9 protein-coding genes are annotated in these 14,522 nt (G+C 54.8%); all 9 read right to left on the reverse strand.

Translation table 11 applies throughout. From position 1 onward, the window contains the following. Positions 1–106 precede the first annotated feature (106 nt). The 9 genes from ACFPB1_RS02325 to ACFPB1_RS02365 all read right to left on the reverse strand — a co-directional run bounded on the left by ACFPB1_RS02325 (position 107) and on the right by ACFPB1_RS02365 (position 14,486). On the reverse strand, positions 107–718 hold the full coding sequence (locus ACFPB1_RS02325) for a TetR/AcrR family transcriptional regulator (RefSeq protein WP_379221443.1): 612 nt from the start codon (positions 716–718) through the stop codon (positions 107–109). A 542-nt stretch (positions 719–1,260) separates the two neighbouring features. After that, entirely contained in the window at positions 1,261–3,066 is a 1,806-nt protein-coding gene (locus ACFPB1_RS02330) for an eCIS core domain-containing protein (protein WP_379221445.1), read from the reverse strand. A 41-nt stretch (positions 3,067–3,107) separates the two neighbouring features. Then, positions 3,108–4,910, reverse strand: coding sequence for a hypothetical protein (locus ACFPB1_RS02335; RefSeq protein WP_379221447.1), 1,803 nt, complete (start codon positions 4,908–4,910; stop codon positions 3,108–3,110). Positions 4,911–4,945: 35 nt separating this feature from the next. Next, on the reverse strand, positions 4,946–6,517 hold the full coding sequence (locus tag ACFPB1_RS02340) for a hypothetical protein (protein ID WP_379221449.1): 1,572 nt from the start codon (positions 6,515–6,517) through the stop codon (positions 4,946–4,948). A 24-nt stretch (positions 6,518–6,541) separates the two neighbouring features. Next, positions 6,542–8,539 (reverse strand): phage tail protein, encoded by a 1,998-nt coding sequence (locus ACFPB1_RS02345; protein WP_379221451.1) that lies wholly within the window; start codon positions 8,537–8,539, stop codon positions 6,542–6,544. Further along, a complete protein-coding gene (locus ACFPB1_RS02350; RefSeq protein ID WP_379221453.1) occupies positions 8,526–10,511 on the reverse strand; it encodes a putative baseplate assembly protein in 1,986 nt (661 codons plus the stop codon). Before ACFPB1_RS02350 ends, ACFPB1_RS02345 begins: the two co-directional genes overlap by 14 nt. A 24-nt stretch (positions 10,512–10,535) precedes the next feature. Then, positions 10,536–13,466 (reverse strand): putative baseplate assembly protein, encoded by a 2,931-nt coding sequence (locus tag ACFPB1_RS02355; protein WP_379221455.1) that lies wholly within the window; start codon positions 13,464–13,466, stop codon positions 10,536–10,538. A gap of 314 nt (positions 13,467–13,780) precedes the next feature. Beyond that, the gene (locus ACFPB1_RS02360) at positions 13,781–14,182 is read right to left on the reverse strand and encodes a GPW/gp25 family protein (RefSeq protein WP_379221457.1); all 402 of its coding nucleotides are present in this window, start codon (positions 14,180–14,182) and stop codon (positions 13,781–13,783) included. A gap of 13 nt (positions 14,183–14,195) precedes the next feature. After that, complete coding sequence (locus ACFPB1_RS02365; RefSeq protein WP_379221459.1) at positions 14,196–14,486, reverse strand: PAAR domain-containing protein; 291 nt, start codon at positions 14,484–14,486, stop codon at positions 14,196–14,198. Positions 14,487–14,522: the final 36 nt, after the last annotated feature.

Here is a 14,522-nt window from a genome sequence, read left to right on the forward strand (position 1 = left end):
GCCTGCGCCTTTCAAGGGTCAACAAACAGTATTCGGGGAGATGACGCTTATCGGTCAATCATCCAGATCATGTACGCTGCGCGATCGTGAATCCGACAGGAGGGCTTCATTTGTTCGCCTCAAAGTTCATCGCGCGGTAGAATCCCATCGCCGCAAGCCTGCTCAGCTGGATCGCCATATAGTTCGGCGAGTAGATCATCCCCTGCTTCAACCAGGAGACCGCGGTTCCCGTAATCCAGAGCGTCATGCTCTCCAGCAAGATATCCAGCGGAATCGGCTGCTTTTGATCCATGCGGTTGCTATCGATACGCATGGCCACAGTGTTCAGTACGGTTTTACTCAACTTTGCTTCGAACCCGGACTCTGGCAAACGCAGCAACAGCACGCGGTACGCAGCGGCATGTTCGGTCAAATGTTCAAAAAGGAGCGTGAAATACGGATCGGGCGCTTCCTGATGCGGTACATAACGGAGCACCGCGTTTTTGTTGGTTTCATACCGGTTTAGTAGCTCGGTCAGTTTTAGGTTGACGATCTGGTCCAATAAATCATATTTGTCCTTAAAATGAGCATAAAACGTGGAGCGACTGACATCGGCCGCTTCCGTGATATCCTTGACCACAATGGTATCGAACTGCTTCTTCTCGCATAAAGACAAAAAAGCAGTACTGATATGCTGTCTCGTCTTATGAATTCGACGATCCGTTCGAACCACGCTCATGTTGACCACACCTCCCTTATCTCGCGGAAAACACAATCATCACATTTGTTCGAAAACGAACAAATTTATTAATAATGTCCGTCTTACAGCTTTTGTTAACTGCTATCATACCGGACAATTCAGGGTAAATCAATTGGAATTATTGCATCTAGAAAGGCCATCGCTCCCATGGGACGGCGCGAGCAATAAAAAAGAGAGAGCCCCAATAGGCTCTCGCTATGTTGGATGCACGTTTGTGATGTTCAATAGTTTCTGGAGATCTTTTATCGGGGCATCGACGTATTTCTCGCTCGCTTTGCCGAAGTATTGTGGGTATCAGATACGCTGGCCCCAGAGCTTCTATTTGCTTTCGAGTGAAGGGAAAAATTTCAGTCGCGGCTGCCTCACCGCCTTGCTTTGCGCGTGACCTGCGATGATGCTGCGGCTATGGCGATTGTCTCCCGGTTGGTAGCCGAGGCTGTATTTGATCGTTTCGATGATCATTATGCGGCGAGTTTTGCTTGCCTACTTACTACCTGTAGTTGTCTTGCCTAAAAGACGATTTATTGCGTGTTGGTTACACTATCTCGCACGATCTCTTTTTGCGTACACTCGTCGTATGCATGAAGTTCGATTTTATACGGTACAAGATTCCTTCCCGCCCAAAGCGGGGTCGACTCAATGATCACGCAACTGTCACGATGTTTGATTTCGTTTAAATAATTCCGGACTTTACTTTCCATTTTTGTGAACATTTCTTGGTTGATTTCATGCCTGAACGTAACCAGGTTTTTATATTCGCCTTCACCACCAAGCGTATCTGCAATCAGATGGGCTCGCGAGAACAAATATCTGTTATTCTCCTTGGGATTCTTCTTCGGCCAGCCTACGGGATCGCATTTTGGAGCAGAACCTGGATCGGGTCTTCGTTTGATCCGGGCTGTCACCCCCGTCGGGCGGCCTAGATCGTCCAAATATCCATAATTATTCAAAATCGTCGTACCGATCCTACTGATCCGACAAGATTCGCACTCTGAATCTTCCGATTCACTGGGATTCGGTAATCCTCCTCCGTCCGGCAGCGTGCCTCCATATTCGCCAAGAGTGTCATGGACCCATTGAGCATGTGCGATAGCAAACGGTGATAGAGCAATCCCCGCTCCGATGGCCACCCCGATCAGAAACACGCTGCCAGAGGCTGCAAGTGGTAGTGCAACATCAACTGCCACGGCTTGACCGGAGACGCTGACGATGCTGACCTCGGTAATGGCAGCCGATTCGGTCACGGCGGTTCCGCCAACATTTACGATCGTTGTCTCTTCGGCTACCTCTATGGCTGCTTCTTCAGATATTTCTTCTGCCACCTCTTGGACAAGTTTAATCGTTTTATAGATGTCGTAACCTTCTCTTGCGAGCTTCAGCGTGATTGACCACTCATCGTTTTCATCAGATGAATCTCCACGATACAAATGGAGCGCTATCGTTTTAATATAAGAAACCCCATTGACGATAACGGCAAGGGAAATATTGCGGGAGGGAGCGACTATAGCGCGATTTGCGGTCAGACTCGCTATGATGTACGACTCTCTTGGCCATCCCGACAAGTACAACTCAACGGCCTCTTGGGTGTTTGCGGCTTCGCGATCAGTTAGTCCGCCAGCTAACCGTTTGATATCGTCATCATTGAAACCGTTAAGTCGTGTGGCGACTTCTTGCCATTTTTCATTTCGAATTGCTTCTCTTAAGGCTGCTAGAAGTTCATCTCGTGACGTGTTTAGATCGGATTCAGAGCGTTGAATCTGTTGCGTGGAGCCTCTCGATTGTTGAACAACATGCGTCAACTCATGCGCAAGCAATCGGTTACCTGCCATCGTTGCGGGTTGATATTCCCCTTGAGCGAAGGCGATGTCGTTCCCGACGGTGAAGGCTCTCGCTCTGAGCGAACGCGCTGTAGCATTTGCTCGGGCATCCGTATGAACGCGAACATCCGCGAAATTTCTGCCCATTCTATTCTCGAAAAAAATACGCGAGCTATTTTCTAGCGGGACTCCCGCTCCTTGAAGAGAAATAACGTCTCTTTCTTCTGATGGAGATAGCATCGTTGCTGGAGCGAGCGTGCCTGCCAGCGGTTGCGTTTCAGCCCGCATGATCTGCATATCGCTGACCTTATTGGGCGCTGAATCGAATGGAACCGTCGACGGCATTCGCATCACTTGCTCCGCCACGCGATTCGCTTCAAGTTCATATGGGTCCCCCGGCTGATTCACGGTCAACTTAGCTTGTATCCAAGGAGAAGGCTTCGATGTCCGCGCCTCATCTCGATACGTCGTGGAGCGCGTTTTCTTCTCTGTTTCCATTGCAGCTCTCATGGGAATCACCCCGCTCGAAATCATTTTGCGTCAACATGCAGTTAGACGACAATGTACCTATCGCCATCATCATGTTTCACGACGCCATCGTTGCTCAGTTTTTCTAATAGCGTCTTCAGATCCTCCGGTTTGACTTTACTTTTCAAAAGAGGATCGATGCTCAGTTCATCGATCGTCCGGCCGCCAAACAAAATCAACCGGCTGAGCACGTAGTCTTGATACCAAATATCGCCTTCTTTATCCGCTTCTTGTTTCACTTCGGTTGGCGGAATGATCCAATACCGTACACGATAAGAGCGCTTGATATCTTGTTCTTTGGGATGAGGATCCTGAAGAAGAATTTGGAAGCTGAATCGGTTCATATCGTAAATGGCTGTCAATTGCGCGTCGAGCTCGGCCAGATGTCCAATGACGCCGATAAGCGTCTGAGAGGTTGGCGACGCATATTCAATGGCCAATTGGATGGCGCAGGGTTCCTTGATCGGGAATGCGATTTCGGTCGAGGTCCGAATCTCCCCGGGCATCAACGCTTTAAAATTGACAAAGCCCGTCACGATCGGAGGCCTCGGGTCCGGAACCGGACCCACGCCCGCTCCGGCAACGGTCACTACGGCTGCCTGACCATTATTCGCAACCGTCACGCCGTCGCCGACGAACTGAATCAAAGTCGCTTCGATCGCAGCGCCGCCGCCATCGAGGACGTTTACTTTTTGCGGTTTCGCCAGCACGCCCGGAAGGTCGGACACGTCAAGCTGATCCGAACCGCCTGCCATATGGCTTAGGCGATGACGGAGCAGTTTGCCGCTTGCCTCGTCGCCGCCTCCGATAAGCTCAGCCAACAACGGATTGCTATATACATATTCGCGCACATCAGGAGAAATTTCGGTTATCGACCGATTGTCCCCGAGCCTCAGCTCTGCGAGATATACCGTCGAACGGTCGGGTGCGAGCCAGCCACCTTCCGCTTGATCCGCGAAGTGCTGCAGGGTGATCTGCTCGTAGACGGTCTCTTCTGCGATCACCGTGACATCGCTTGCGGGAGACACGAAATCCAGGTTCCCAGCGCCTGATTGAACGGCCGTCTGCCCTTCGATCTTCACAACTCCCAGTCCCTTGCCTGCTCTAACGACATACGATCGTTCAAACACGGTACCAGCCGGAACGTCAGTCAACGTGAAGACGAGATCGTCTTTGAACAACCAGGCGAGAGCATCCGGAAGCTTCTCCGTCACGTCCACTGTGATGACATCCGCTGCCGTGATCATTTGGCTCACGGTCAGCCGCAGCACGACTTCGAAAACGTCTTCCGCTTTCACCCATTTCGGTACGATGCGCACCACATCGAACTGATCCGTATGAAGCAAGGCCGTCGACTCGTGCCGATTCCCATGTCCGATCCCGACAGGTGCCTTAGGAGCGATGTTCGTGAGGGCGAGCCTATACCCTTCCCGAATCCGGTTCGGCTCGCAATCTTCTTTGCAGGAAGGGGCATTCACGAGGACCGGCATCGGTTCCCTCGGGCATTCTTCATAGTGGACAACCAAGTACAGGATCGTCGAATCCTTCGCCTCCGGAGGAAACACGTTCAACTGACGAAGATCGACCCTTTCGGATTGGTCCACGACGATTTCGCGGCCGATCTCGTCCAGCGCGACACCGGATCCGACCTCGAGCATATGGTCGTCGAAGTCCTGAACCTTCAGCCCCCATACGATGCCATGGCCATGGATCAGGCGGTTCAGCAAATAACGCTTTTGGTTGAAATACGTTTGCTCCTCTTTGAAATCGCGACTCGTCAGCAGCTTGCCGTAAAAATAATGGTTACGCTCGAACACCAGAGACATCGTTGGACCTCCTCGTTATCCAGCACGCTTATCGCTTATTGCCTCCTACTGCCTACCTCTTGCATATCGCTAGTCTTGGGAATCGCCCACCAACGAAGCGTGTTGATTTCGGTTCTCATATCGCGTTTGTCGGTGATGCGGAATCGCAGTATCTTTTCCTCTCGAAAGTATGTCGCCATAATCTCGACGTCGTAGTGACTATTAAAAGTTAGCTCGCTTTTCGTCTCCATTCCGTAATAGACGAGAGGATCGTCTAGATCCAATTTAATGGGATCCGACACGAATACCGCCCCGAAAGAACTGTTCTTGAACACGACGGTTCCCGAGTACACCTGCATCGCAATCGAAGCGCTGATCCGCGCCGAATCTCCGCCTAGCTTCTCGACGGTTAGACCGTCTCCGATCCAGATATTTGAAGCGATGATGTTGTCTTTCCCGCCGTTATAGTAAACGGCGACTTTCTGCGCATCGGCGAGCGTGCCGTGAAGTCCGGTTACCTCGATCGAATCGCTTCCTCCCGCTTGATGCGTCAACGCATGCAAGGGGAGCTTGCCGAACCGTTCCTCGTCGCAGCCCAACCGCTTGTTAAGATAGGCATTGCCGTACACGTACATCCGATCGGAGTTGTCAATCTTCGTGATGACGTCCTGCGCGTTCACCGACAGCGTTGCGATTAAGACAGCGGGTGGAATGGAATCTGCATCATGCTGCGTCAAATAGCGCTCCATCAGCTGTTGCTGATACAGATGCGGCGGCAAGATGTCCACGTGGCTTGAATCAAGTTCCGAAGCAATCTGGTTGCCAACGTTCACTGTGCCCGTAATCGTATATTTTCCGTTTGTCTCGAATGTCTCTACCCTTATCGTATAGCGCTTCTCGATTCGGCTCCCTTTGACCATTCCATAATCGAGCGTAAACGTCACATCGTCGGCATGCCGGATCGTAAGCGGGAAGTTCACCTGTTCGGCGATCAAGAATTGGAGACTGCTGTCAATCATTCGCTGCGTCGTCAACGTTAACGCAACCTCGAATACTTCACCGGGCCGAACCGCCAGCGGCGCGGATCTTTCGATCGTCACGTTCGGATCTTGGTAGATGACCCGCGCAGCTTGCATCAGCGAGCATAAGCCCTCGCTGCTATCCGGAGCCGTAGCGGATACGGACAGCGAGAAGCCTTCCAATATTTTGTTTGCTTCGCAAGACTCGCAGCAGCAGGATGCCACATGTGCTTTCGCATGCATTCGTTCGCGAGAGCATTCCTCATAATTCAGCAGCAAATAAAGCGTTTTGCCCCCGTCCGTCTCGGCGGGGTAGCCGTCGAGTGTCCCGATGTCCGTCAATTGATCGTAGTCGCGGCTGACGACGATTTCGCGGCCGCAGCCGTCGATTGCGACGCCCGCTCGAATGAGAAGGCCTCGGTTGTCCGCGCTTGCACTCAAAGCTTCCACTTGTAGGCCGTACACGATGCCGCATCCGTGGACGAGCCGGTTGAGCAGGTGTCTTTTCTCGTTCAGATAGCTTTGTTCTGTCTGAAAATCGCGAACCGTCATCAGCTTGCCGCTATAATAACGATTCCGCTCGAAAGCGTGCAGATGAACTGGGGCCATACGTCCGATCCCTCCTTTGTTCTGCTAGGCGAGCGCTGAATAATTGGCTTTTAGCGTAGAGCTTCCGACTTGACCGAACGGCGTCGGATTGCGAAGCACGGCATCGCGCGGAATCACGCCCGTCTCGAGTCTTGGTTCCGGCTCGGTTAATTCGCTGTTGATCCCGACGTACGTGTGCATATCGAGGTACATGTAAGGCTGCAGATGAAGGACGCCGCCGTTCGTATGCGCTGGTTTCTCGGTGTCCACGATACGCTTGACGGTTGCGTATTCGCCTTCGGTTCGAATCTGATCGGGCTTCAAGAGCACGCAGAAACTATAAGGATCGGTCCCAAATAAGCGTTCGAGCAAAGCGACGATCTCCGGATCTTCGGCGCATCGGATCCGATATTGTTCGACGATAATCGGCCGTATGCCCGTAAATAGCCGGATCAGTTCCTCCATGCCATCCCGGGTGCCGCGCTTGCCATACAACCCCGGAATGGCGTGAATCAGTTGCCGCAGCTTATCATCCGGCCAATGCTCGTCATAAGCGATCGCCAGCCACGAGGCCAGCCATCGCAGGGAATCTCCGCCGACGACGTCGGCGTCGAACCAGCGGGCGATCCCATCGATCTGCCGTTCGGAGCTCGCCATCATCGCTTCGAACATGGACAAATACCGTTCCAGAAAATCTCGGCTGTTCTCCTCTTCCTGGTACACCGCGGGCAAGTAGCGCAAATAGGAAGTTCGCGGAAAGACGGCTTGAACGCTTCGTATGCGAGGGGATTCATTTTCGCTTCCGACTAACGCGAGCTTGATCCAGAGGAATCGTTTCTTGCTTCGCAGGATCAGCATCTGCGTCGGGTTGATTTGCGGCTCGGACCAATCCGTCCTCGCCTCGACGTTGCCGATTTCTTCGTCATCCGTTACGTACGACACTTCGATCTGCGTATTGGGCGGAAGGTCCGCATCCAAAACCAGCTTATGCCAGTGCGTTCTCGATTCGGTCTTGTCAAACGCCTTCGAATAATAAGTACCGATCGCCAGCGGGTTGCCCGGGGCTCTATACAGCACTTCGGTCAGCGACAACACGGTGATCTTGCCGGCTTCCCGATCCAGGATGTATAGCCTCTTCTCGCCGTCTGCCCTTATGCGATCCGCGTTTCCGCGATACGCTGCCAGTACTTCCGCCTGTTCGCCGTTCAGCGAGAGCTTGAAGATCGATCGATCATCGTCCTCCCCGAGCAGCTTTCGGCTTTCGCCCAAGTAGAGGAAACCTTGAGCGTCGACGTCCATGGCAGTCGGGGCTTGCACCGGCGGGAGATCAAAGGAAGACGCGAATTCACCCTGCGCGAATGCCAGCACCCTCCGAGCTTGCAGCTCTAACGCGTACAGCGTACCGTTCGCGGATACGGATATGGCAATAGGCTGTTTGCCTCCGAGTTCCGAGACCCCGATCTCGGTGCGGAACTTCCCGTGCCCATCGAAGTGGACGACGCGGCAACGCTGAGCGTCCAGCGCGTAAATCAATCCGCCGGCATTCGCTTCGATCTGATCCGGTTGGAAGCTTTGCCCTGCGGCAACGCCTAACGGCTTCCCATCGGAATCTTCCCGATCACCGACGCGCCAAGTGAGCTGCCCGTTCAGCTCGGAAAAATGAAGCAGCCGATGGGAACCGGCGCGATCCGCCACGATAATGCCGCCGCACGCGTACGCAATGGAGGTTGGAGCCGCGCAGTAACTCCTCAAACAGACGAATTCCTCATAACGGGAGTCGATCGAATCATAGCGATAGATCACGCCCGCGGCCGCATCCAACAGGTAGAGCGTCCCGCACGGACCGATCGCAAAATCGGCAATCGCGGTGCCATGCGGCAGTGCCTTGGCTTCTATGATGGCGTCCTGCAAATTTTGATGCATCGTTCGCAGCGTCAATCGGTCTTGACCGCGGGTTTCGACGTTGATTCGCAGCCCTTCCTCCCAGGCTGCGCGATGATTGATCGTAAGCGAGGTGAACTCGTTTTGTTCATTCGTGGCCATGGCAACCTCCCCGCGGTTCGCAATCCGCATCCGCGGTTATCGTGTCGATGCGATGGACTTCGGAATAGACAAGACTGTGCGGCGGAATGAAGATGCTGCCTTCCGCATCTTGCCGGATCCCTTTCCCGGAAGCGGCTATGCGGACTCGATGCACGCAATCGACGCCCGGAACACGCTTGATGACATCGTAAATTTCGGACACGTAAATCGGCCGGCCAAAGGGCCAGCCTGTTCCGTCGCTGCCGCCCATCAAAGGATGCAAATAATGGAGAAGCGCATCGATCGCTTTTTGTTTCGTTGCCGCGGCATCGTAACCGGATTGCACCTCGATGTCCGCTTCAACGGATGCTTTGACGTAATCCGGAGCCACGACCCGCAGCTTTGTCGTGAGCAGACGATGCGGATGAAGATGATTGCAAACCGTGCTTAGAAATCCTCCGCTTGGAACCGGATTCGCGTACTCCCCGTAAGGCACGACGACGACCATGACGACGCCGGGGGCGGGTTGGCCGTTCCGATCTTGAAGCGGCATCGCTTTCGCGCGGGCCACCCTTAAGCCTGGCGTAGACAACGCCAACGTTTCATAATCTTCGGATGTGGCAGCGCTGTGCAGGCTCTGCAGCTGTTTTCGCGTTCGAACCTGTACTTGCTCAAGCGTTTCTTGCGATGCGCCGCCCGCGGCCGGAAGCCAATTCGTCAGCTCAAGCGAATCAAGCGCAGCAGTCGGATCGACCCATCGCGTAATGGCTTCGGCGCCTACATTCCCTTTGACGCCTGTCGTGGTTCGATAGCATGAAGCCCGGATATTGATGGCGTTCTTCGAGTGCGCCGGCTGAGGAATGGCGCCGTTCACTCCGTCTCCGAACAGGATTCGCCCGGAATCCGGCAAGAGGAGAAAATGTTTATCCGTCGGCTTCGAGGCATCCAACGTATCGACGCGCTTCCATTCGATCCATTCGGAGCTCGTATTCGAATTCTCTTCTACGAGCAGATGCAAGGATTCAGGCAGGACGGGACACTGCGTCAAATCAAAATACTGCGCCGGTAGTCCGTTCGAGCTGCCGACGGGCTCATCCTTCACCGTTACGCGCTGGACGACAGGCACCGAATTGAGCAAAATGCGCTCGAGCTTGGGCGGGAGTTCATAGCCCGCCTTCTTCACCGTCGCGCGAATCCAATAGAGCTGATCGTCGATCGTGCCGACCTTGCGATCAAGTGCGTCAGCCGGTGCCGTGAAAATCATTCTGCCGCTTAACGTCAGCCTCAACGTCTCATCCGCATCAATGGCAAGCGGCAACCAGGATCCGCCGGCAGCCGCCGAATAATATTCCCATTCGATCTCTGCGGACGGGCGAATCCACAGACACCTATCGTCCGTCGCGAACGGGTTTCTGGCTACGGGGTAGCGGTCGTATAGTTCGAATGCGATCGGAATTCGCTCGCCGGCAGGGAACGGTCGATCGAAGCCGAGATACAGCCTGCTGCCCGCTTCCGCCTGCTGCCCGAACGCAGCGAAATGCATGCCGGCGCGGACATTCGCCTCGGAATAATCGGCGACGCCCGTCGGCAGCATGCCGATGATTTTGCGAAGCTTTACAGCGGTTGCCAGCAACGGTTCTTCCGTCTCGAACGCCGCGTCCCCTTCGCGAGTCGTGACAGAGGTATGGGCCGGAACGAGCACGGGAGCATCGTGGCCGGGCCGGTGCGAGACCGTGATTTGCGCCGAAGCGGCTTTCGTGGGCGACGGTTGCTGACCGAGGAGCATAAGAAACTTCCGTTCGTTGTCGCTGCGGATCTGGTCCAAGTAATAATGCTGCTGCTCCGTCAGCCAAGCAAACAGCTCGATCAACGTGATGCCGGGGTCATGGGCGTTATGATCCGTCCAGACGGGCGCTCGACGCGGTATCCATTTTTTCGCGTCATCTACGAGCTGCGCGTACGTTCGATCATCCAACTTCGGCAAAGGCAACATGTTCTTGCCCCCTTCCTATCTATCCTAAGCACGTATAGCCAAACCAGAGACGACCAGCTTATGATCCCCGCTATAGATCAGCATGTAAGGCACGGAACGAATGTCTGCGGAGGCGTTCGGCGTCACGCGAAGCGTCGTTCCGCTCGCGGGATCGCGAATCGTCATCGTTAATCCTTCGACGTGGTCGACGTTCCGATCCGCTTCCAACAGGGCATACAACCCGCTCAGACAGGGCAGTTCGCCAAAATCCCACCCGCGTCCGGCCTCCCCGCCTGTGAGCGGATGCAAATAAGCGGCTAGCTTCCGGTACGCTTCAGTTTCTACCGCCGGCATCGCGTCGAACGAGCTTGCGATGAGCTTAGCGTCTACGGATACCTCGGCGTACACGGGTCCGAATACTTTGATATGCCTCGGATAGGCGGCAACATTCGCGGCGCGGCTTCTCAAGTACGCTTCGACCTGCTGTCTTAACGGAGGGGCGGGTACGGGCTTGGCATCGCTGCTTTGCGGAACGATAAGGACGGTTACCCACCCGGTCTCCCGTTCGCCCTTGTCGTTGAAGTTCGGCAAGCACTTCGCCCTGGCGATGCCCCGGGATGCTTGCAGCGCCAGCTGCTCGTAATCGGTGGCGGTAACCGCGCGATTGCGGGTTCTAATCAGGAGCGGTCCGCGTTCGAGCGCATGGCTGAGCGGCTCCGTGTCATAACCGCAATCATACGCATAAGGATTGTTCGAGCCGTCGACGTAAGCGATCGAGGTTCTCATGACTTTGAGCTCGCCCGCGCCGATATTCCCGGCGCTGCCGCCGCCCGCTTGATAGTCGGCTGCGATGTTGTCCGAGCCGATCGGCGGTACTTTGCCATGGTTGCCGTCGCCGAACTGCACCGTTCCGAACGTTCGGTCGATCTCGTAATGGCGGCCGCCGCCGTTCGAATCCAGCAAGTTGTCAATCGCCGTCCAACGTACCCAGAACGCCGACGTCACGCCGGCATCGTCTTTCTCCTCGCGCACGACGATGTTGCGATCTTCTCGAAGCGCGGCTTGTTCCTCCTCCGATAAAACGCCGTGTTCGTTCACGAAGATTTGCTCGGCCAGCACCGGTAATTTGGTCAGCGCGTATTTAGACGAGGCCAAGCCGAGGCTGGAACCGAGCGTTTCATTCGCGATACTCTCCGAATGGGAGGCCATCGTCGTATTGAGGAAGATCCCGTTTAAGAGCGGTGACGGGATCAGCCTGCCGCTGGCTGCAGCGGAGAAACGCGGGTCGAACAGTACGAAGCCTTTACACGGCTCGGGTCCGCAACCGCATCCGCATTCGCAAGCATCGTCATTTTTCGCGTTCGCGGAACGACTTCGGCCGATTGAGTGGCCGGGCATGCCGTTCAACGGTGCGGTCGGCTGGAATCGGTCTTCGACGTCGACTGCGCGTATCCAATAGAACGAAGTCCCGAATAACGAATCGGGAATCGCGAAGTCCGGTGCACCGACGAATTCCACGCAACCGCTCTGCGTCAGATGGCGCGTGCCGTCCTGCACGTCCATTCTCGTCCAACCGCTCATTCCCCCGCTTGTTCGGTAATACTCCCACTCGAGCCGCGGGAAGTCGGATTCGCCGTATTCCTGATCCTGTACGCGAAAATAGATGCTGATCGGCCCCTTGAGCGGAGGTTGATCGAATCCGAGATACAGCGCGGGATGCACGTCGGCGAGCCGGTAAAAGGGCTGCATCGGCCGACCGCCAGATCCGATCTCCGATGTGCGGTCGCGGTACTGCAAATTGTTGCAGGTGACGATCCGTTCGGCGGGCTTGCTTCGAATCTCGTATTCGATTTTCACATCGCTGATTTTGGGGACGTAGAATTGGGGTTGAAGCCCGTATCTAGTAATCACTTCCTTGCCGTAATTGCCGCTGACAATTCTGAACCGGATCCAATACCCCGATTGCCCTTGCACGACGGTCTCGGACATGGAGCTTGGAATCGTAAAGTGAAGCTTCACGGTTCTGCCGGACGGCCCCGTCTCTTCGGCCGTGATCCAGAAATGTTCATCGAGATTCCCTAAACTCATCCATCCTTGCCCGTTCCAATACTCCCAGGAGAGCTGCGCGGTTATGGTTATGATTGATGTTGCCGCTACTTCCGTTGTTGCTGCGGCTGCCGCAATTGTTGTTGCCGTAACGACTACGGGCGGGTTTGCGCGCGACCAGTCTTCATGCTTCAACGTGAAGCTGAGCGTAATCGCGGCTCCTTTTTTGGAGAAAGCTTCCTCGCTGGACAAGTAAAACGTATCGTACAGACGGGGCGTAAGTCCGAACGGATGATAGTCGTTTTTATCGACATCCTGCGGAACGTTGTTCGCGAACGCCATATCGGGTTTCAGAAACTCATTGGACATCGTGATCGCAAGCGTATCGAACTGAACGAGCTCGGCTTCCTTGATTCGATTCGGTTGTACAAGCGCGCGAATCCAACGGTTTTGAAGTCCATTTACCGCCGTCTCGGCAATACCGGTCACCGTTGTCGTATCGATCTCGATACCATCGTTTATGAATTGCACGTTCATTGTGCTCCAACTGTCATCCGTATCCGTACTGTATTCCCATTGCACGGTTTGAGATTGCGCCAGGAGCGCAAGCTGCCGCGCAGCGTCGGGATTCGTTCCGATTAATGCCAGTTTGATTTTGGCTTGCGAAGCGATATTGAATAACTCGGCATGACCGATATACAACGCATGCGTCTGCAGGTTCGACGCTGAGAATAACTCGAACGGTTTCCCGGAATGCGCCCCAAGTACCGCCGATTCGGCTTGGGTGAGTCTGTCTTGCTTGGGAAAATAGGTCATGGCGTTCATCAGCTTGGCAGGCGTCGCCACGATCGTTCGTTCCGTCTCGAACACGATCGGCTTCCCTCCGCCGGGCGGTAGCGCGGCGACTTGAGTGCGTGAAGGAACCGTCACGGGATCAAGGGCTCCCGAACTTAACGCAAACGTTACTGGTCCTCTCGCCTGACTGGCCGGCAGCAGCTTGATTCCGAGCCGATTTAGGAACGCGATGAAGTTTTTGTCCGGCACCCGATTGAGACGCCCCAGGATTCCTCCATACATTCGGGCGAATATTTCCATCACCGCAGTACCGGTATCTCGATCCGAATCGGGTGTCCATTCGGGCGTGAAGAAAGAGGCCAGTTCCCGCATTTCCTTGAAGATCGCGTCCACGTCTCTTGCATCGATTAACGGAGCTTTCATTGTTTCACCACCGGAACGGGAGTCATTCAATCCTCACTTAAATAGAACGGAAACACGAGGTTGCCAGGCTGATTCGTAGCGCGCACGACATATTGGAGATCGATCAGGAGTTTCCCGAGCGAGATCTCGGCCGGATCCCGCGACACGGTCACATTCGTTACCGAGATTCGGGGCTCCCAGCGCGCAAGCGCATCGCGGACACTGGATTCCATCAAGCCGATCGTCGCCGTATTCAGCGAAGCAAACACGTAATCGTGAATGCCGCAGCCAAAATCCGGACGCATGACGCGTTCGCCTTTGACCGTAAACAAGATGATGCAGATCGCCTGTTCGATGTCCTGCTCATGGGATGACATGGCGATGGCGCCCGAAGAACCGTTCACGATAACAGGGAAGCGCCAACCGACACCCAGAAAATCGTTTGCCATTATCGAACTCCCCCTATCCAATCATCACGTTCGGCGCTCCGCACACGATCGAATTCGGAGGGCCTCCTTCCACGATCATGTCTCCAAGCCGGGCAGCCGGCATCGCGTTGATGAATACCGTAGCGCTGCCCATCACGACGACGCCGCCGCCATGAGGAGTAGGAGTAGCAAGCGGACAAACATGCGAGTCCGACGCCGCGCGCCATGCGGGCATTCCTCCGATGAACACATTCGCGCTCCCCGGTCCCGGACCGAGCGGCGATCCGTGACTCGTCATGTCTCCGACTCTCGCGGCAGGCGGCATGTTCTTCCCTCCTAAGATTGCTTAGTTAACGTCATT

Origin of the sequence: Paenibacillus sp. GCM10023250, from assembly GCF_042653205.1 — a bacterium.
Lineage (GTDB): Bacteria > Bacillota > Bacilli > Paenibacillales > Paenibacillaceae > Paenibacillus_Z.